This is a genomic window from Ruegeria sp. AG6 (genome assembly GCF_056541565.1).
Genome location: NZ_JBQFYQ010000007.1, coordinates 12,524 through 30,495, shown reverse-complemented (window position 1 = coordinate 30,495; position 17,972 = coordinate 12,524). Strand labels below are relative to the sequence as shown.

The following is a 17,972-nucleotide window of genomic DNA, read 5'->3' as shown; positions in this document are numbered from 1 at the left end:
ATGGCTAAGAAAAAGATCGGGCTACCGCCACTGGACTGGCTGCGCGTGTTCGAGGCCGCGGGGCGTCTTGGTGGGTTCTCGGCAGCAGCCAAGGAATTCGGGCTGACGCAGGCCGCTGTCAGCCAGCGGATCGGCAACCTCGAAGCCTGGCTGGGCCGATCCTTGTTCGTGCGCGAGGCGCGGGGCGTGTCGCTGACGGTCGAAGGTGAAAGCTATCTGCCTTTGGTGCAGGACAGCCTTCGCGCGCTGGAGCGCAATACCGAGGACCTGTTTGGCAAATCCCCGCGCGAGTTGCGCGTGGCCGGCTTGTCGTCGAACATCCACGCACTGGTTCTGCCGGCGCTGACCCGGTTTCACGAGATGCAGCCAGGGGTTCGGGTGATGACCGACTCGGTCGCGCGCCGGTCGTCTTTGGACGAAGAACGAACCTGGCTGCAAATCCGATATGGTCGGGGCATCTGGGCCGGGCGTGATGCCGCCCTGATCGCGCCTGAGGTCCTTGCCCCCATGGCGCCGCCGGGTGTCGACTGGGGCGCCCAATTGATTGACCTGCGCGGAGAACGCCCCGGCTGGAGAGAGTGGAGCCAGAAAAACGGCCAGCAGGACCTGCCGCAATCAAAAATCAGTTTTGATTCGATGGAACATGCGATTTCGGCTGCGCAGCGCGGCATGGGTGTGGTTTTGGGATCGGTGCCCTTGGCCCTTGCCGACTTGCAAGAGGGTCGGTTGCGGCGGCTGGATTTACCCGAATTGCACACCAAAGACGGGTACTGGCTGACCTGGCCTGAAGACCGGGCGAAGTCCAGAAAACAACGGGCGCTGATCGAGGATTTCCTCAAGGCGCTGCGTGGTTGACCGTTCAGAAATCGATGGCGATGCCCTTCTTTTCCCAGTCACCGTAGCGGGCCGGGTCCGGTCCGTCTCGGCCACCCAGCTCTTTCGGCAATTCCCGGGCCTCGGCTTTGGCTTTGCGGCGGCGTTCTTCCGCTTCGGCCAGGGCGCGCTGGGCGGCGGGGGGCAAGTCTTTGCGGTCGTCACTCATGACATCGGGTTCCTTTCCTTGCGCAGTCTTGATATACGCCCGCGTCCGCTATTGGCAATGCGGGCGCAGGTCACATGAAGGCGGTACCATGTCTAACAGCGCGACAGCAGCACGGCGCAGCGCAATCTATCTTCTGGATCAGGTTCTGGGCGAAGGTCGCCTGCTGGCCGAGTGTCTGGCGGCGGGCGCAGTGGATCGGTTGGAACCCGAGGATCGCGCGCGTGCCCAGCGACTGGCGTTGGAAACACTGCGTGGGCTGGAACGGGCCGACCGCCTGCTGGCCAACCACCTGAACCGAACACCCGCTCTGACGGTCCACAACGCGCTGAGACTGGGTGCGGTCGAGCTTTGCAACGGCGAAGCCGCCCATGGCGTCGTCAATTCCATGGTCGAGATCGTCAGCCGTTCGCGCAAGCATGGTCGCCTCAAGGGGTTGGTGAATGCCGTTCTGCGCAAGGTTGCGGCAGAAGGCCCCGAGGCGTGGCCGAAGATGCGCGTTCCGCGTTTGCCGGACTGGTTGCGTGAACCGCTGATCGCAGCGTGGGGCACGGATGCCGTTACCGGAATGGAGCAGGCACATTTCGCGGGTGCGCCACTGGACCTTACCTTGAAACCCGGGGCGGAAGGCCCTTCAGGCGAGATCCTTCCGACCGGGTCGGTGCGGTTGCACGATGCGGGTCAGGTCTCGACCCTGCCGGGGTACAAGGCCGGAGACTGGTGGGTGCAGGATGCGGCGGCCGCATTGCCGGTTCGCGTTCTGGCCCCGACGGCGGGCCAGAAAGTGCTGGATCTGTGTGCGGCGCCGGGTGGGAAAACGATGCAGCTTGCGGCCGCAGGGGCTGATGTCACGGCACTTGACGTGTCGGAATCACGGATGGAACGGGTGCGCGAGAACCTTGCAAGGACCGGCCTCAGGGCGAAGGTCATCGTGGGCGATGCGCTGGAACACGAAGACCGGTACGACGCGATCCTGCTGGACGCGCCGTGCTCGGCCACGGGTACGATTCGCAGGCATCCTGACTTGCCGTTTGCCAAGGACGGTTCGGAATTCGGCGGCCTGATCGAGCTCCAGACGCGCATGTTGGCCCATGCGTGGGGCTTGCTCAAACCCGGTGGGCGTATGGTCTATTGCACGTGTTCCCTGCTGCCGGACGAGGGGGAAGTTCAGGTTGAAGAGGCGCTGGACATGTATTCGGACATGAGCGTGGATCGCGACGCGCTGAACGTACACGGTGTCGAAACGGATTGGATCACCGAAGAAGGCGGCTTGCGATTGCGACCGGATTATTGGCCGGATCGGGGTGGTATGGACGGGTTCTATATCGCTTGTCTGACCAAATCCGTCTGAACGCACGCTTTTCGGTGACTTGACGATCGGCGCGGTCTATCGTTGGGTCTCAAGCGCCAGCAGAGCGCAAGGGGCAGAGTAACACGCGTCATGTCGAATTCAGACACCATGGCCAGTCGGTGGATGCGGTTTAAGAACCGTTTCTATGCGCGCCTGAGCCAGCGGCAAAAGGCGGTCACAGGGTTTGTTGCGCAACCGGATCCGCGCTCGGTGGGTTCGTTCGCACGTGGCCGGCAACTGGTTGCCGGAAATCTGTTGTTCGCGGGCTATCTGGTCGAGGCCGAAGATACCGGGCTTTGGGACGTCACCGCCCCCAGTGCCGGCTTTGACGAAGAACGTCACGGCTTTGCGTGGCTGGATGATCTGGCGGCGGTCGGAGACATGCGTGCGCGGGAAAAGGCGCAGCGCTGGGTGTGGGGATGGATCGAATCTCATGGCCGCGGGCAAGGGCCCGGCTGGGCGCCTGATCTGACCGGACGTCGGGTGATGCGCTGGATCAACCATGCGCTTTTTCTGCTGCGAGGGGCGGATGAAAAACAAAGCAAACTGTTTTTCCGCTCGCTGGCCCAGCAAACATGGTTCCTGTCCAAACGCTGGCATGCCGCGACTCCGGGACTGCCCCGGTTCGAGGCGCTGGCCGGACTGGTGCAGGCCGGGCTGGCGCTGGAGGGGCTGGAGCGAATGGCCGACCCGGCCCTGCGCGCCCTGGCCGGGGAATGCGACCGTCAGGTGGATGCGCAGGGCGGAATTCCAACCCGCAATCCGGAAGAATTGCTCGAGGTATTCACGCTGCTCAGCTGGACTTCGGCTGCGCTGAATGATCTTGGTCGCGGGACGCCTGCCGCTCAGGCCAATGCGATCAAACGGATCGCGCCGACCCTGCGCAGCCTGCGCCATGCGGATGGGGCCTTGGCGCGGTTCCATGGCGGTGGGCGCGGTGTCGAAGGGCGACTGGAACAGGCCCTTGCGCAAAGCGGCGTCAAGCACAAGGCAGCGACCGAACTGCCAATGGGCTATGCCCGTTTGTCTGCGGCGCGCACCACGGTGATCGTGGATGCCAGCATACCGCCGTCGGGGGCGGCCTCGTACAATGCGCATGCCTCTACTCTGGCGTTCGAGCTGACCTCGGGGCGGCGGCCGCTGATCGTGAATTGCGGGTCGGGGGCCAGTTTCGGGCTGGAATGGCGCCGCGCAGGACGGGCGACGCCGTCGCACTCGACGCTTTGCCTAGATGGGTTCTCAAGCGCCCGGCTGGCCAAACCGGTGCCGGGGCGTGAAGCGCAGGCGCTGGTGGACACACCACAGGAGGTGCCCGTTGATTTCGAGGATGCGTTCGAGGGCATCCGCTTCATGGCGGGGCACGATGGATACGCAAAGGTCTTTGGTCTGACCCATGCGCGGACCTTTGAGTTGCGATTTGACGGGCGCGAGCTGACGGTCGAGGATATTCTGCTGACGGCGACCGACAAGGCAAAGCGTCAATTTGACAAGGCGATGGACGCTTCGGGCCTCAAAGGCATTGGCTATGACATCCGGTTTCACCTGCATCCGGATGTCGATGCGGCGCTGGATTTGGGCGGGGCGGCAGTGTCGATGGCGCTCAAAAGCGGTGAAATCTGGGTTTTCCGACATGACGGCGTTGGAAAATTGTCCGTCGAGCCAAGCGTTTACCTTGAAAAAGGGCGTTTGAAGCCACGCGCGACAAAACAGATCGTTCTATCCGGGCGCGCAATGGAGTATGCGACGCGCACCCGGTGGACTCTGAGCAAGGCACAGGACACAGCCTATGCCGTGCGCGATACGCACCGGGACGAGCCCGAGTTAGACTGACGCCAAAAGGACCTTTGGACCCATGACCGATCTTCACCCCGTGCGCCGCGCGTTGCTTTCCGTATCCGACAAAACCGGGCTGATCGAGCTGGGCAAGGCGCTGGCCGAACGCGGGGTCGAGCTGCTGTCGACCGGCGGCACGGCCAAGGCGCTGCGCGATGCAGGGCTTGCGGTGAAGGATGTCAGCGAGATCACCGGCTTCCCCGAGATGATGGATGGCCGGGTCAAGACCCTGCACCCGATGGTGCATGGCGGGCTGCTGGCCCTGCGCGACAACGACACCCATGTTGCAGCCATGAACGAACACGGCATCGGTGCAATCGATCTGTTGGTTGTGAACCTGTATCCGTTTGAAGCAACCGTGGCCAAAGGCGCAGGTTACGATGAGTGCGTCGAGAATATCGACATCGGCGGTCCGGCGATGATCCGCGCGGCGGCCAAGAACCATGCGTTCGTAAATGTGGTCGTGGATGTTGAAGACTACGAAAAACTGCTGGGCGATATGGATCAGCACGACGGCGCGACCTGTCCGAAATTCCGCCGCAAGCTGGCGCAGAAAGCCTATGCCCGTACCGCCGCCTATGACACGGCAGTGTCCAACTGGCTGGCCGATGCGCTGGAGCTTGAAGCCCCCAAGCGCCGCGCGTTTGCCGGTGAATTGAAACAGACCTTGCGCTATGGCGAGAACAGCCATCAGCAGGCCGCGTTCTACACCGACGGCACCAATCGGCCCGGTGTAGCGACCGCGATCCAGCATCAGGGCAAGGAACTGAGCTACAACAACATCAATGACACGGATGCGGCCTTTGAACTTGTGGCCGAGTTTGACCCCCCTGAGGGCGCCGCCTGTGCCATCATCAAGCACGCCAACCCCTGCGGTGTGGCCAAGGGTGCAACCCTGCTTGAGGCCTACAAGGCGGCATTCGATTGCGACCGCACCTCGGCCTTTGGCGGGATCGTGGCGTTGAATCAGCCCCTGGACGCCGAAACCGCGCAGGAGATCACCGGGATTTTCACCGAAGTCGTGATCGCTCCCGGCGCATCGGATGAGGCCAAGGCAATCTTTGCCGCCAAGAAAAACCTGCGCCTGCTGACAACCGAAGCTTTGCCGGATGTGGCCGCCGGCGGGAAAACCGTGCGTCAGGTGGCTGGCGGGTTGCTGGTGCAGGACAAGGACAACGGCTTTGTCGGCTTGGATGATCTGAAGGTTGTGACCAAGAAGGCCCCGACCGACGAACAGATGCGTGACCTTTTGTTCGCGTGGAAAGTGGCCAAACACGTCAAATCCAACGCCATCGTCTATGTCAAAGACGGCGCCACCGTCGGCGTCGGCGCGGGCCAGATGAGCCGTGTGGACTCGGCCCTGATCGCCGCCAAGAAAGCCGAGCGCATGGCCGACGCGCTGGGCTTGGCCCAACCGTTGACCATCGGCTCTGCCGTGGCCTCGGACGCGTTCTTCCCCTTCCCTGACGGGCTGATGGAAGCGGCCGAGGCAGGTGCAACCTGCGTCATTCAACCGGGCGGATCCATGCGGGATGACGAAGTGATCGCCGCTGCGGATGAGGCCGGATTGGCCATGGTCTTCACCGGCATGCGCCATTTCCGTCACTGATGCGGTCACGCCTGCTTCTCTGGGCGGCCCTGGCCGCCTTTGCGATCGATCAGATCAGCAAATATCTGGTCGTTCATGTCATGCGCGTGGCCGATCAGCCCGGCGGCATTGATGTTGTGCCACCGCTTCTGGTGTTCAAATACGGCGAGAACCGGGGAATCAATTTCGGCCTGTTCCAAGGAAATTCGGAGGCTGCGCGCTGGATTCTGATCGGTATTTCCGTGGCGATCTGTGTCGGCGTGCTTGTCTGGCTCAGCCGCGCAGCCCATTCGGGGCTGATGCTGTTTTGCGGCGGCCTGCTGATCGGCGGTGCGCTGGCGAATGTGGTGGATCGGGTTCTTTACGGCTTTGTTCTGGATTTCCTGAACATGTCCTGTTGCGGCATCAACAATCCGTTTGTTTTCAACCTCGCAGATGTCTTCATATTTGCAGGAGCCATCGGGCTGGTGCTGTTTGACGGCAAAAAGGCCTCGTGACGCGCGGAATGATATGCGATAAAAGCGCCTGAAACAGGCTGGAGACACCAATGCGGATGCCGCGCGCCCTATTTGTTTTGACTGTTGCCGCTGCGGTTGCGGCGTGTTCGAATCCCGGTTTGCGGGATCTGGCGCCTCCGGGCCCGGGGCCGGATGAGTTTTCGGTACTGCCGGTCAAGCCGCTGACCCAACCTCAGGACTATGCGTTCTTGCCTGCACCCACGCCGGGTGGCGCGAATCTGACGGATCCGAACCCAAATGCCGATGCGGTGGCTGCGCTGGGCGGCAATGCTGCTGCGCTGAATCCGAACGCGTCTGTGCCATCCTCGGATGCAGCGCTTGTCACGGCTTCCAGTCGATATGGTGTTTCTCCCGATGCGCGGCAGGTGGTCGAGGCTGATGACGCCGCGTTCCGCAAACGCCGGGGGCGCTGGACCGGCCTGCGTCTGTTCCCGGTCGACCGCTATGGTCAGGTTTACGAAAAACAATCGATCGATCCGTTCGCGGAAACGGAAGCCGCCCGTCGGGCCGGGATCGAAACCCCTTCTTCGCCGCCGGGTGAATAATTCTTAACTTTCCGTCATCGGGCTTGAACCCGGGCCGCGTCACCGTAGTTTGAATACCAGAAACGAAACGGAGGATGCCCTATGGTTCGGGCCCTGGCCTTGTCGGCTGCCCTGATCGCTGCCGCCCCGGTATTTGCCGAGGACGGGAAAGAAGCGGTCACCACATTCACATTGGACAACGGCATGGATGTCGTCGTGGTCGAAGACCACCGTGCCCCGGTCGTGCAGCATATGGTCTGGTACCGGGCCGGATCCGCTGATGAGCCGATCGGATCATCCGGCGTGGCGCATTTCCTGGAACACCTGCTGTTCAAAGGCACCGACACGCTGGCCCCGGGAGAGTTCTCTGCCACCGTTGCTGCCAATGGCGGCAATGACAACGCCTTCACGTCGTATGACTACACCGCCTATTTTCAGCGTGTCGCCGCCGACAGGCTTGAGCTGATGATGCGGATGGAATCCGACCGGATGCGGAACCTCCGGCTGAGCGAAGAGGACATTCTGACCGAACGCGACGTGATTCTCGAGGAACGCAACCAGCGCACCGAAAACAACCCGCGCGCCCTGTTCGGCGAACAGATGAGCGCGGCCCAGTATCTGAACCACCGCTACGGCGTGCCGATCATCGGCTGGATGCACGAGATGGAGGATCTGGACATGGAGGACGCGCTGTCGTTCTACCAGACCCATTATGCGCCCAACAACGCCATTCTGGTGGTCACGGGCGATGTCGATCCCGCTGAAGTCCGCTCGCTTGCCGATCAGTATTACGGTGTGATTCCCGCCAACCCGGACCTGCCCGAGCGGGTTCGGTCCCAAGAGCCGCCGCAAACGGCCGAGCGTCGCCTGACCTTCAAAGACCCGCGCGTGGCCCAGCCTTACGTTCAGCGCAGCTATCTGGCCCCGGAACGCGATCCGGGCGAACAGGAAAAAGCGGCGGCTCTGTTTCTGCTGGCCGAGTTGCTGGGCGGCAGCACGACGTCTTACCTGAACGAAAAGTTGCAGTTTGATCAGCAAAAGGCCGTCTATGCCGGAGCGTTCTATCGCGGTGTTTCGCTGGATGACACGACCTTTGATCTGATCGTCGTTCCGGCCGAGGGTGTTTCCCTGCAAGAGGCCGAAGACGCCATGGACCAGGCCGTGGCCGACTTCATCGCCGAAGGTGTGAACGAAGACGATCTTGAGCGCATCAAGATGCAGCTGCGCGCCGCCCAGACCTATGCGCGCGACAACGTGGACGGCATCGGCAACCGCTATGGCCGGGCCCTGACCAGCGGCCTGACGGTCGAAGATGTTCAGGCCTGGCCCGAGATCCTTCAGGCCGTGACCGGAGATGAGATCATCGCCGCGGCCCGCGAAGTTCTGCAACCCGAGGCATCGGTCACAGGTTGGCTGATGCGCGATGACGAGGTGACGCAATGAAACGGTTTGTTGCAACGCTGATTGCCTGCCTGGTCGCCCTGCCGGCTTTGGCCGAGATCGAGATCGAAGAAGTGACCTCGCCCGGTGGTATCAAAGCCTGGCTGGTCGAGGATCATTCCATCCCATTCACCGCGCTGGAGTTGCGGTTCCGTGGTGGCACGTCGCTGGACGACCCTGACAAACGCGGCGCGGTCAACCTGATGAGCGGGCTGATCGAAGAAGGCGCGGGCGACATGGATGCGCGGACCTATGCCCGCGAGCTGGAGGCTCTGGCGGCTTCGTTCCGATACAATGCCGGCGACGATTCAGTTTCGATTTCCGCGCGTTTTCTGTCCGAAAACCGGGATGAAGTGGTCGATTTGCTGCGCACGACGATCCACGAACCGCGTTTTGATCAGGATGCGGTTGACCGCGTGCGCGCGCAGGTTCTGTCGGGCCTGCGCTCGGACCAGACTGACCCGAACGAACTCGCAGGCCTCACCTTTGCGCAGATGGCCTACGGCGATCACCCCTACGGATCCGAGGGGAAAGGCACCATCGAAAGCGTCTCGGCCCTGACCCGCGATGACGTGGTCGCGGCTTACGAAGGCGTGTTCGCCAAGGATCGTCTGTACGTGGGGGCCGTCGGCGATATCACGGCTGAGGAACTGGGTACCCTGCTTGATACCCTGCTTGGCGACTTGCCGGACACCGGCAAGCCCATCCCGGGCAAGGCCGAGGTGAACATTCCCGGCGGCGTCAGTGTTGTCGAATTCGACACGCCTCAGTCCGTGGCCTTGTTCGGTCAGGCCGGGATTGATCGGGATGACCCGGATTTCTTTGCGGCCTTCGTTCTGAACCACATTCTTGGCGGGGGCGGGTTTGAAAGCCGGCTGATGCAGGAGGTGCGCGAAAAGCGCGGCCTGACCTATGGGGTCGGGACCTATCTGGTGCCCAAGGATCTGGCTTCGGTCTATCTCGGGTCCGTGTCCTCGGCCAATGACCGTATCGCCGAAGCCGTCGACGTAATTCGCGATGAATGGGCGCGCGCGGCCACTGAGGGTGTGACGCAAGAGGAACTTGACGACGCCAAGACCTATCTGACCGGCGCCTATCCGCTGCGGTTCGATGGCAATGGTCAGATTGCCTCGATCATGGTCGGAATGCAGATGGAAGGCCTGCCGATCGACTATATCGCCACCCGCAATGACAAGGTGAACGCGGTGACATTGGAAGACGTCAACCGCGTTGCTGCCGAACTGCTTGACCCGGACGGTTTGCACTTTGTCGTCGTTGGCAAGCCGGTGGGCCTGGAAACAACGAACTGAACCTTTCGGGGGTAAGCTGCGGCTTACCCCTTTTTCATGCTGCGCAGCATGTCTCCCATCATCTGGCCGAACTGGCCCGAGCCGCGCTGATACAACGCCCCGTCCACCGCCAGAACCGTACCGCTGATATAGCTGGCCATGTCCGAGGCCAGAAACAGGCAGGCATTGGCTACGTCCTGCGGGGTGCCCCAGCGGCCCAGCGGCACGTCCCGGCGCAGCTGCTCGCCCGCGTCTGGGGTGGGGGCCAGCCGTTTCGCGCCTTCGGTGCCCTCGATGAAGCCCGGCACCACCGAGTTCACCCGGATGCCTTCCACACCCCATTCCATCGACAGGGTGCGGGTGATCTGATCGACGCCCGCCTTGGCGGCACAGACATGGGCCTGGCCCTCGTAGGGCAGGTAGGATTGCGGCGCCGAGATGTTGATGATGTTGCCGCCGGGCCGTTTCAGATAGGGATAGGCGCCTTTCAGCACATGCACGGTGCCCATCAGGTCGATTTCGACCACGGTGCGGAAGGCGTTGGCCGACATTTCCGCCATCAGCGCCGGGAAGTTGCCCGCCGCCCCCGAAACCAGCACGTCGAAATCACCGAGCGCCGCGTGGAACTGTTTCAGCCCCTCCGCGACCGCCTCGGCATCACGCACGTCAAAGGCCGCGCCGATTGCCTCGGCCGCGCCTGCCGCCTTCAGCGCAGCGACGGTGTCATCCACCTTGTCCTGCGAGCGGCTGGCCACGGCCAGTTTCGCGCCCGAGGCCGCGAAGGCCTCGGCGATGCCCCGGTTGATGCCACTGGTGCCACCGATGACGATGACGGTTTTTCCCGAAAAATCCATGTAGGCCTCCCTTGGCGGGAGCCCTACTCGCCGTAGGGCACCCAGATGTTTTTCACTTCGGTCGAAGCCTGAAGGAAGCGGCGGGAATGGTCCATGCCCCAATCGAATGCCGTCGCGTTATTCACCCAGGTCCGTTTCAGGTTCCCGGCCGAGACGACCTCGATCTGCGCCGACAGGTCCGTCGACGAGAAGGACCAGACCGCATCCACGTTCAGATGCGAGGCAAGTGGTTTCGCCAGTTCCGCGTGGCTGCCGGTCAGGATGTTGACCACGCCTGCGGGCACGTCCGAGGTGTCCAGCACCTGATAGAAATCGGTCGCCGCCAGCGGGTAGGGCTCGGACGCCACCAGAACCACCCGGTTGCCCATCGCGATCGCCGGCGCCATGGCCGAGACCAGACCCAGCAGCGGCGCCTCGTCGGCGCACAGCGCGCCGATCACGCCCACCGGTTCCTTCATCGCAATCGCCACGCCCCGGATCGGAACGCCATGCACCTGGCCGTCATACTTGTCGGCCCAGGCGGCGGCGGTGAACAGCCGCTGGATTGCGGCGTCGACCTCTTTCGCGCCTTCCTTGCGGCCGGTCATCGCGTCGATGCGATGCGCGAACTCGTCGGAACGGGCCGAGAGGTTCTCGCCGATGTAATACAGGATCTGCGCCCGCAGATGGCCGGTGGTCTTGGACCAGCCCTTGGCCCCCGCCGCCGCCTCAACCGCGTTGCGCACGTCCTTACGGTTGGCCAGTCCCACATGGCCCAGCAACCCCGCCTTGCCCCAGACCGGTTTCGAATATCCACCATCGGGTCGCGCCTGCTTGCCGCCGACATACAGTTTGGCGGTGCGGTCAATCGGGTCGATCGGTGCCCCTTCGCCCATGGCTGCCTCGACCTTTGTCAGCGGCTTGGCCTTGCCCTTAGGTCTGGTATACGCGGCCAGCCCTTCCCAGCCGCCTTCGCGGCCAAAGCCGCTTTCGCGCACGCCGCCAAAGCCCGCGGCCGCGTCGAACAGGTTGGTGGCATTGACCCAGACCACGCCCGCGACCAGCTTGGGTGCGATGTCCAGCGCAAGGTTGACGTTTTCGGTCCAGACCGTGGCCGCCAACCCGTAACGGGTGTTGTTGGCCAGTTCGACCGCCTCGGCCGGGGTGCGGAAGGTCGACGAGACCAGAACCGGGCCGAATATCTCCTCCTGCATCAACGGGTCCGAGGTTTCGAGCCCGGTGATCAGCGTCGGCGGGTAGTAGCAGCCATTTGCGGGCAATTCGCAGGCAGCCTGATGCACATGGCCCACCGTATTGCTGTCGACCATGGAGGTGATCGTCTGCAACTGAACCGGATCCACCACGGCACCCACGTCGATGCATTTGTCCAGCGGGTTGCCGATGCGCAGCGTGTCCATGCGGGCGCGCAGCTTGGCATAGAAGCGCTCGGCAATGCCCTCTTGCACCAACAGGCGCGAGCCCGCGCAGCAGACCTGGCCCTGATTGAACCAGATCGCATCGACCAGACCTTCGATGGCACTGTCGATATCGGCATCGTCGAAGACGATATAGGGCGACTTGCCGCCCAGCTCGAGCGTGAGGGACTTGCCCGACCCGGCGGTGGCCTCGCGGATGCGGCGGCCCACTACGGTCGAGCCGGTAAAGGCGATCTTGTCCACGTCTGCGGCCACGATCATCTCGCCCACCGCGCCGTCGCCGGTGACGATGTTGACCACGCCCTTGGGCAGGCCAGCCTGCATGCAGATATCGGCAAACAGCAGCGCTGTCAGCGAGGTGTATTCGGCCGGTTTCAGAACCACCGTGTTGCCCATGGCCAACGCTGGGGCCACTTTCCACGCCAGCATCAGCAGCGGGAAGTTCCACGGGATGATCTGGCCGCAGACCCCCAGCGCCTGTGCGTCGGGCAGCTCGGTTTCCATCAGCTGGGCCATTCCCGCGTGATAGTAGAAATGCCGCTGCACCAGCGGAATGTCGATGTCGCGCGATTCCCGGATCGGCTTGCCGTTGTCCAGCGTTTCCAGCACTGCGAACAGGCGGGCATGCTTCTGTATCAGCCGCGCGATGGCATAGAGGTATCGGGCGCGGGCGGGGCCGCCCAGCTTTTCCCATTTGGGCTGGGCCTTGCGGGCGGCGGCAACGGCGGCGTCCACATCGGCCTGTGTGGCCTGGGCCAGCTTGGCCAGAACCTCGCCCGTGGCCGGGTTGCGGCTTTCAAACCCTTTGCCCGGTTTGGTGAAGGTGCCGTCGATGAAATGGCCGAACGTGTCGCCCTGATCGACCAGCCATGCCAGAGCCTCGGCGGCACTTTCCGGGGCGGGTCCGTATTCCATGGTCTCGAAAATCTCTTTGACTGTCATTTTTCCTGTCCTCAGCCCATCGGGTGCCGGTAGCCGGCCGAGTATGCCCCGGTGACGAAATGTTCCAACTGCCGCTCGATATCGCCCAGCAGGGACGACGCGCCGAACCGGAACAGGTCGGGTTGCAGCCAGCGGTCGCCGAGCTCGTCCTTGATCAGCGACAGGTAGACCAGCGCGTCCTTGGCCTTGGAAATCCCGCCCGCGGGCTTGTAGCCCACGCGATAGCCGGTGCGGTCATAATAGTCACGGATCGCGCGGATCATCACCAGCGACACGGGCAGGGTGGCGTTGACGCTTTCCTTGCCGGTCGAGGTCTTGATGAAATCGGCCCCCGCCATCATGCAGACCAGCGAGGCACGCGCCACGTTACGCAGGCTGCCCAGCTCGCCCGTGGCCAGGATGGCCTTTACATGCGCCTCGCCGCAGGCGTCGCGGAATGCCTTCATCTCGTCATAGAGCGCCTGCCAGTCGCCTTTCAGCACAAGGCGTCGCGAGATCACGATGTCGATCTCCTCGGCCCCGGCCTTCACGCTTTCGTCGATCTCGGCCACGCGCAGGTGAAAGGGCGACAGGCCCGCCGGAAAGCCGGTGGAGACGGCCGCGACCGGAATGCCGGTGCCTGTCAGCGCATCCACCGCCGTTTCGATCATGTCGTGATAGACACAGACCGCGCCGGTGGTGATCGGTGGCATGTCCAGCGCCTTCAGCAGGTCGGGCGACACGGGCTGCCGGGCCTTGGAGCACAGGCGGCGCACGCGGCCCTCGGTGTCATCGCCCGACAGGGTGGTCAGGTCGATCATGGTGATTGCCTTCAGCAGCCACGCGGCCTGATGTTCCTTTTTCACCGACCGGCGCCCGGGCAGGGTCGCGGCCCGGCGCTCAATGGCCGAGGTGTTGGCCTGCACGGCGCGCACCCAGTCCAGGTCCAGATCCATGCCGGGATTCCGGGCTTCGGTCACTTGCGGCAGATGCGCGGTGCGCACGGGGCTTTCTGAGCTCTGCGTATCCATTGTCACGTCCTTTGGGAGGTTTGCGACAAAATCGCACGGGAGACCGGGGAATGGAAGATGCAGGCGGGCAATGTTTGGATAATTTTTGACCAATTGGACAAAATGTAACCGCTTTCTTGCGAATAATTCGCATTAGCGTTGACTTACTTGCGAATGGTTCTCATATTCAGTTCGAACGAGAAGCAAAAACTGAGGTAGAAGATGATTCGCCGGAATTTTCTTGCGGTATTGGCGCTGGCCTTTTCCCTGCCGGTCACGGCCTGGGCCGATGCACCCCTCAAGGTTGTGGCCACGACGGGCATGATTGCTGACGCGGCACGTCAGGTCGGTGGTGATCAGGTAGACGTCAAGGGGCTGATGGGGCCGGGCGTCGACCCGCATGCCTATCGTCAGACCCGCAGCGATATCGTGGCGATGACGCGTGCGGATCTGATCCTGTGGCATGGTTTGTACCTCGAGGCGCAGATGGAAGATTTCTTCCATGACCTTGAACGCAAGCGAACCGTAGTTGCAGTTGCCGAAGGTATCGACACGTCGAAGCTGCGCGCCCATGACGATTACGCCGACAAATATGATCCGCATGTTTGGATGACGCCCGAGTTGTGGCGGGACGTGGTACTTGAAGTGCAGGCAGCCCTCACCGAGGTGCGTCCTGAAGCGGCCGAGGTTTTTGCAGCGAATGCGCAGGCCCACCTGGCAGATATCGATCGCCTGACAGCCTATGCAGATCAAGTTCTGGCGTCCGTTCCCGACAACAACAAGGTTCTTGTAACCGCCCATGATGCCTTTGGTTACTTTGGTGAAAGTTTCGGGTTCGAGGTTCTGGGAATTCAGGGCATCTCGACCCAGTCCGAGGCGGGACTGAACCGGATAGGCGAATTGGTCGATCTGCTGGTTGACCGCAAGATCACGGCTGTTTTCGTCGAAAGCTCGGTCTCGGATCGTTCGATCCGCGCGCTGATCGAGGGCGCGGCCGCCAAGGGTCATGAAGTGCACGTGGGGGGCGAGTTGTTCTCGGACGCCATGGGTGAAGAAGGAACCTATGAAGGTACCTATCTTGGTATGCTGGACCATAACATCACGGTCATTGCCAGTGCTTTGGGTGGCGATGTGCCAGATCGTGGCATGGACGGAAAACTGTCGGCGGGGTTTTGATCGATGCTGGGCCTGATCAGCAATGAAGGCGTGACCGTGGGTGACAAGGGGTTGGCCGACAGCCCCCTTGCCCTGCGCGGCCTGACGGTTTCATACGGGCAGAAACCTGCGGTGTTTTCAGTCGACATGACCGTACAGCCCGGGGCGATGACGGCGATCATCGGGCCGAACGGGGCCGGGAAATCCACATTGCTCAAGGCGGCGCTTGGCATCGTTTCCCCTTTGTCAGGTCAAGTGACCGTGTTTGGCCAGCCATTGGACACGCAGCGCGCGCGCATTGCCTATGTTCCTCAGCGTGCCAGCGTGGATTGGGATTTTCCAACGCGTGTCATCGACGTGGTTCTGATGGGCCTGTCGCGCGAACTTGGCTTGCTGGGCCGCGTGCGTGCCCGCCACAAGGCGTGCGCGATGGATTGTTTGCACCGTGTGGGAATGCGGGATTTCGCGGATCGCCAGATCGGGCAGCTATCCGGCGGGCAGCAACAACGTGTCTTTCTGGCGCGCGCGCTGGCGCAGGGCGCGGATCTGTATCTTCTGGACGAACCTTTTGCAGGTGTCGATGCCGCCACCGAGAAAGCCATCATCTCGGTGCTGAAATCCCTGAAAGAGGCGGGCAAGACGGTTGTCGTGGTGCATCACGACCTTGCGACCGTGACCGATTATTTCGACCATGTCTTCCTGATCAACACCCGCAAGGTGGCCGAGGGACCAGTGGCCGAGGCCTTCACGGCGGAAACCTTGCAATCAGCATATGGGGGTCGACTGGCAACCGCGCAGATCGATCAGATATCGCGCGCGCTGGGGTAACGCATGCTTTGGGATGCTCTGACCCTGCAACTTGGCTACAACGCCACGCTGGTCGCCATCGGTGCAACCTTGCTGGGTGTTTCAGCCGGTGTGACGGGGACGTTTCTGTTTCTGCGCAAGCGCGCCTTGGTCAGTGACGCAATCAGCCACGCAACCCTGCCGGGCGTCTGTCTGGCTTTCATGGTATTGGTCGCACTGGGAGGAGACGGGCGCAACCTGCTGGGCCTGTTGGCAGGATCGGCCATCTCGGCCTGGATCGGCCTTCTCTGCATGAACTGGCTGACGCGTCACACGCGTTTGGCCGAAGATGCCGCCATCGGAGCGGTCCTGTCGGTCTTCTTCGGCTTTGGCATCGTGTTGCTGACGGTCATACAGACGATGGGCGTAGGCCGTCAGGCCGGGCTGGAAGGCTTCCTTTTGGGATCCACTGCCGGGATGCTCTGGGCTGATGCGATGATCATTGCGGTCGGCGGCGCTGCGACGCTGCTGCTGGTCATGATCATTCGTCGCCCGATGATTCTTGTGGCCTTCGATCCTGAATATGCCGCAGCACGCGGGTTGCCGGTGCACAGGATCGATCTGGCCATGATGGGTTTGGTCATGGCCGTGACCGTGGTCGGCCTGAAAATCGTAGGTCTGATTCTGATCGTGGCTTTGCTGATCATTCCCGCCGTGACCGCGCGGTTCTGGTCCGAACGCTCGGACCATGTGGTTCTGCTTGCGGGATTGGCCGGCGGGTTGGCGGGGTACATTGGCGCGGCCATTTCGGCCTCGGCGCCAAACCTTCCGACGGGGCCGATTATCGTTCTGGTCAGCTTTGCCTTTTTTGTCGTGTCTTTGTTTCTGGCACCGATACGTGGCGTTCTGGCGGCGGTGCTGCGCCATTTACGCTTTCAGCGCCGGGTGCATATTCGTCAGGGTCTTTTGGCCTTGGCGCAGGGGCAAAAGATCTACGAGCCCCTGACCCTGCGCTTGCTGCGCCGCGCTGGGCTGGTGCGCGCGGACGGCGTTGCGACCGATATCGGCAAAGCCCGCGCGGCCAAGGCGTTGCGGGACGAAAAGCGCTGGGAAATCGTGCGCGCAGATCAGGCGCATGAGGCAACAGCCGCGCTTTATGACGGGTTACGGGACATCGAAACCGTCCTGACCCGCGACCAGATCGCCGAGATAGACCGCCGCATCGGCGGGCCAATGGGGGTGCCGGTATGAGTGGTGAAGAATTTGTCCCTCTGTCTCTGACACCGTTGCTGATCGGTACGTTTGCGGCCATTGCCTGCGCGTTGCCCGGCAATTTTCTGGTGTTGCGCAAACAGGCATTGATCGGAGACGCTATCAGCCATGTGGTGCTGCCGGGGATCGTCGTGGCGTTTCTGATCACAGGGGCGATATCGACCTGGCCGATGATGCTGGGCGCGGCGGGCGCTGCCGTTGTGGCCGTGGTGCTGATCGAAGCCATTCGCCGATTGGGTCAGATCGAACCGGGGGCCGCCATGGGCGTGGTCTTTACCACCATGTTCGCCGCGGGCGTCCTGCTGCTTGAGCAGACGGATACGTCGACGGTGCATCTGGATGTGGAACATGCGCTTTACGGCAATCTCGAAAGCCTGATCTGGCTGGACGCCACCGGATGGTCGTCCTTGCTGGACACAGAGGCGCTGTCCGGGCTGCCCCCGGAATTACCCCGCATAGCGCTGACACTGCTCGGTGTGTCTTTGTTCACCTGGCTGTTCTGGCGGCCGCTGAAGATCTCTACCTTCGACGAAGGCTTTGCCCGGACCATTGGCATTCGCACCGGCGTTCTGGGCATGGCATTGGTCATCACCGCGGCCATCGCGGCGGTGGCGGCCTTTGACGCGGTGGGCTCGATCATCGTGATCGCCATGTTCATCTGCCCGCCTGCCGCGGCGCGGATGTTGACCAACCGGCTGGAAGCGCAGATCGCCTGGAGCGTTGTGTTCGCCATTGCCTCGGCGGTGTCGGGCTATGTGCTGGCAGGTTATGGCCCGCTGTGGCTGGGCGGCGCGGATGCCGTCAGCGCGGCGGGTATGATCGCCACGATGTCAGGCCTGATTCTTGCGGCGGCAGCGATGTTCGGACCCTGCCGGGGCAGGATCGGTGCGCGCATATCTGCCTGATCAGGCATCTTCCCGCCACACAGGCCCACACGTCATCGGCCAATCTCTGCCAAGAAACTGAGCCCGAGAATC

At 62.5% G+C, this 17,972-nt stretch carries 16 protein-coding genes; 12 read left to right on the top strand and 4 right to left on the bottom strand.

The genetic code is table 11. From position 1 onward, the window contains the following. Nucleotides 1-855 carry a LysR family transcriptional regulator gene (locus ACR0I0_RS14435; RefSeq protein WP_171637293.1) on the top strand — a complete coding sequence of 285 codons (855 nt, stop codon included), beginning with the start codon at nucleotides 1-3 and terminating at the stop codon, nucleotides 853-855. A gap of 4 nt (nucleotides 856-859) precedes the next feature. On the opposite strand, the gene ACR0I0_RS14430 is transcribed toward ACR0I0_RS14435, so the two are convergent. Then, nucleotides 860-1,042: a DUF1674 domain-containing protein gene (locus ACR0I0_RS14430; RefSeq protein WP_152459369.1), complete on the bottom strand. Its 183-nt coding sequence runs from the start codon at nucleotides 1,040-1,042 to the stop codon at nucleotides 860-862. Nucleotides 1,043-1,130: 88 nt separating this feature from the next. Here ACR0I0_RS14430 and ACR0I0_RS14425 point away from each other — a divergent pair, with 88 nt between their 5' ends. The 7 genes from ACR0I0_RS14425 (at nucleotide 1,131) to ACR0I0_RS14395 (ending at nucleotide 9,603) form a co-directional block, all read left to right on the top strand. Next, nucleotides 1,131-2,390 (top strand): RsmB/NOP family class I SAM-dependent RNA methyltransferase, encoded by a 1,260-nt coding sequence (locus ACR0I0_RS14425; RefSeq protein ID WP_480491969.1) that lies wholly within the window; start codon nucleotides 1,131-1,133, stop codon nucleotides 2,388-2,390. Between the two features lie 90 nt (nucleotides 2,391-2,480). Further along, the gene (locus ACR0I0_RS14420) at nucleotides 2,481-4,220 is read left to right on the top strand and encodes a heparinase II/III family protein (protein ID WP_480491967.1); all 1,740 of its coding nucleotides are present in this window, start codon (nucleotides 2,481-2,483) and stop codon (nucleotides 4,218-4,220) included. 22 nt (nucleotides 4,221-4,242) lie between these two features. After that, nucleotides 4,243-5,832, top strand: coding sequence for a bifunctional phosphoribosylaminoimidazolecarboxamide formyltransferase/IMP cyclohydrolase (gene purH, locus ACR0I0_RS14415; RefSeq protein ID WP_480491966.1), 1,590 nt, complete (start codon nucleotides 4,243-4,245; stop codon nucleotides 5,830-5,832). Then, nucleotides 5,832-6,308: a signal peptidase II gene (lspA, locus tag ACR0I0_RS14410; RefSeq protein WP_171637283.1), complete on the top strand. Its 477-nt coding sequence runs from the start codon at nucleotides 5,832-5,834 to the stop codon at nucleotides 6,306-6,308. The genes purH and lspA overlap by 1 nt, the downstream gene beginning before the upstream one ends. 50 nt (nucleotides 6,309-6,358) lie before the next feature. Next, complete coding sequence (locus ACR0I0_RS14405; protein ID WP_171637281.1) at nucleotides 6,359-6,874, top strand: DUF3035 domain-containing protein; 516 nt, start codon at nucleotides 6,359-6,361, stop codon at nucleotides 6,872-6,874. Between the two features lie 81 nt (nucleotides 6,875-6,955). After that, complete coding sequence (locus ACR0I0_RS14400) at nucleotides 6,956-8,296, top strand: M16 family metallopeptidase (RefSeq protein ID WP_480491963.1); 1,341 nt, start codon at nucleotides 6,956-6,958, stop codon at nucleotides 8,294-8,296. After that, nucleotides 8,293-9,603: a M16 family metallopeptidase gene (locus tag ACR0I0_RS14395; RefSeq protein ID WP_171637277.1), complete on the top strand. Its 1,311-nt coding sequence runs from the start codon at nucleotides 8,293-8,295 to the stop codon at nucleotides 9,601-9,603. The genes ACR0I0_RS14400 and ACR0I0_RS14395 overlap by 4 nt, the downstream gene beginning before the upstream one ends. Nucleotides 9,604-9,626: 23 nt before the next feature. Here the strand turns inward: ACR0I0_RS14395 and ACR0I0_RS14390 are convergent, their stop codons facing one another. From ACR0I0_RS14390 to deoC, 3 genes are read right to left on the bottom strand one after another with little or no spacing between them, the layout of a single operon-like run. Further along, nucleotides 9,627-10,436, bottom strand: a complete 810-nt coding sequence (locus ACR0I0_RS14390) for an SDR family oxidoreductase (protein WP_171637275.1) — start codon at nucleotides 10,434-10,436, stop codon at nucleotides 9,627-9,629. Nucleotides 10,437-10,459: 23 nt separating this feature from the next. Next, nucleotides 10,460-12,793, bottom strand: coding sequence for an aldehyde dehydrogenase family protein (locus tag ACR0I0_RS14385; protein WP_480491962.1), 2,334 nt, complete (start codon nucleotides 12,791-12,793; stop codon nucleotides 10,460-10,462). A gap of 11 nt (nucleotides 12,794-12,804) precedes the next feature. After that, on the bottom strand, nucleotides 12,805-13,803 hold the full coding sequence (deoC, locus tag ACR0I0_RS14380) for a deoxyribose-phosphate aldolase (RefSeq protein ID WP_210093686.1): 999 nt from the start codon (nucleotides 13,801-13,803) through the stop codon (nucleotides 12,805-12,807). Between the two features lie 201 nt (nucleotides 13,804-14,004). Between deoC and ACR0I0_RS14375 the strand changes: the two genes are divergently transcribed. The 4 genes from ACR0I0_RS14375 to ACR0I0_RS14360 are packed head-to-tail and all read left to right on the top strand — an operon-like array spanning nucleotide 14,005 to nucleotide 17,900. Continuing rightward, the gene (locus ACR0I0_RS14375; RefSeq protein WP_171171957.1) at nucleotides 14,005-14,958 is read left to right on the top strand and encodes a metal ABC transporter solute-binding protein, Zn/Mn family; all 954 of its coding nucleotides are present in this window, start codon (nucleotides 14,005-14,007) and stop codon (nucleotides 14,956-14,958) included. Nucleotides 14,959-14,961: 3 nt separating this feature from the next. Then, nucleotides 14,962-15,765 (top strand): metal ABC transporter ATP-binding protein, encoded by an 804-nt coding sequence (locus ACR0I0_RS14370; RefSeq protein WP_152459357.1) that lies wholly within the window; start codon nucleotides 14,962-14,964, stop codon nucleotides 15,763-15,765. Nucleotides 15,766-15,768: 3 nt separating this feature from the next. After that, the gene (locus ACR0I0_RS14365; protein ID WP_170346667.1) at nucleotides 15,769-16,974 is read left to right on the top strand and encodes a metal ABC transporter permease; all 1,206 of its coding nucleotides are present in this window, start codon (nucleotides 15,769-15,771) and stop codon (nucleotides 16,972-16,974) included. Beyond that, a complete protein-coding gene (locus tag ACR0I0_RS14360) occupies nucleotides 16,971-17,900 on the top strand; it encodes a metal ABC transporter permease (RefSeq protein ID WP_171724665.1) in 930 nt (309 codons plus the stop codon). The genes ACR0I0_RS14365 and ACR0I0_RS14360 overlap by 4 nt, the downstream gene beginning before the upstream one ends. Nucleotides 17,901-17,972 lie beyond the last annotated feature (72 nt).

Coding starts and splice junctions, on each gene's coding strand:
- ACR0I0_RS14435 (WP_171637293.1), top strand. CDS start 1: ATGGCTAAGAAAAAGATCGGGCTACCGCCACTGGACTGGCTGCGCGTG.
- ACR0I0_RS14430 (WP_152459369.1), bottom strand. CDS start 1,042: ATGAGTGACGACCGCAAAGACTTGCCCCCCGCCGCCCAGCGCGCCCTG.
- ACR0I0_RS14425 (WP_480491969.1), top strand. CDS start 1,131: ATGTCTAACAGCGCGACAGCAGCACGGCGCAGCGCAATCTATCTTCTG.
- ACR0I0_RS14420 (WP_480491967.1), top strand. CDS start 2,481: ATGTCGAATTCAGACACCATGGCCAGTCGGTGGATGCGGTTTAAGAAC.
- purH (WP_480491966.1), top strand. CDS start 4,243: ATGACCGATCTTCACCCCGTGCGCCGCGCGTTGCTTTCCGTATCCGAC.
- lspA (WP_171637283.1), top strand. CDS start 5,832: ATGCGGTCACGCCTGCTTCTCTGGGCGGCCCTGGCCGCCTTTGCGATC.
- ACR0I0_RS14405 (WP_171637281.1), top strand. CDS start 6,359: ATGCGGATGCCGCGCGCCCTATTTGTTTTGACTGTTGCCGCTGCGGTT.
- ACR0I0_RS14400 (WP_480491963.1), top strand. CDS start 6,956: ATGGTTCGGGCCCTGGCCTTGTCGGCTGCCCTGATCGCTGCCGCCCCG.
- ACR0I0_RS14395 (WP_171637277.1), top strand. CDS start 8,293: ATGAAACGGTTTGTTGCAACGCTGATTGCCTGCCTGGTCGCCCTGCCG.
- ACR0I0_RS14390 (WP_171637275.1), bottom strand. CDS start 10,436: ATGGATTTTTCGGGAAAAACCGTCATCGTCATCGGTGGCACCAGTGGC.
- ACR0I0_RS14385 (WP_480491962.1), bottom strand. CDS start 12,793: ATGACAGTCAAAGAGATTTTCGAGACCATGGAATACGGACCCGCCCCG.
- deoC (WP_210093686.1), bottom strand. CDS start 13,803: ATGGATACGCAGAGCTCAGAAAGCCCCGTGCGCACCGCGCATCTGCCG.
- ACR0I0_RS14375 (WP_171171957.1), top strand. CDS start 14,005: ATGATTCGCCGGAATTTTCTTGCGGTATTGGCGCTGGCCTTTTCCCTG.
- ACR0I0_RS14370 (WP_152459357.1), top strand. CDS start 14,962: ATGCTGGGCCTGATCAGCAATGAAGGCGTGACCGTGGGTGACAAGGGG.
- ACR0I0_RS14365 (WP_170346667.1), top strand. CDS start 15,769: ATGCTTTGGGATGCTCTGACCCTGCAACTTGGCTACAACGCCACGCTG.
- ACR0I0_RS14360 (WP_171724665.1), top strand. CDS start 16,971: ATGAGTGGTGAAGAATTTGTCCCTCTGTCTCTGACACCGTTGCTGATC.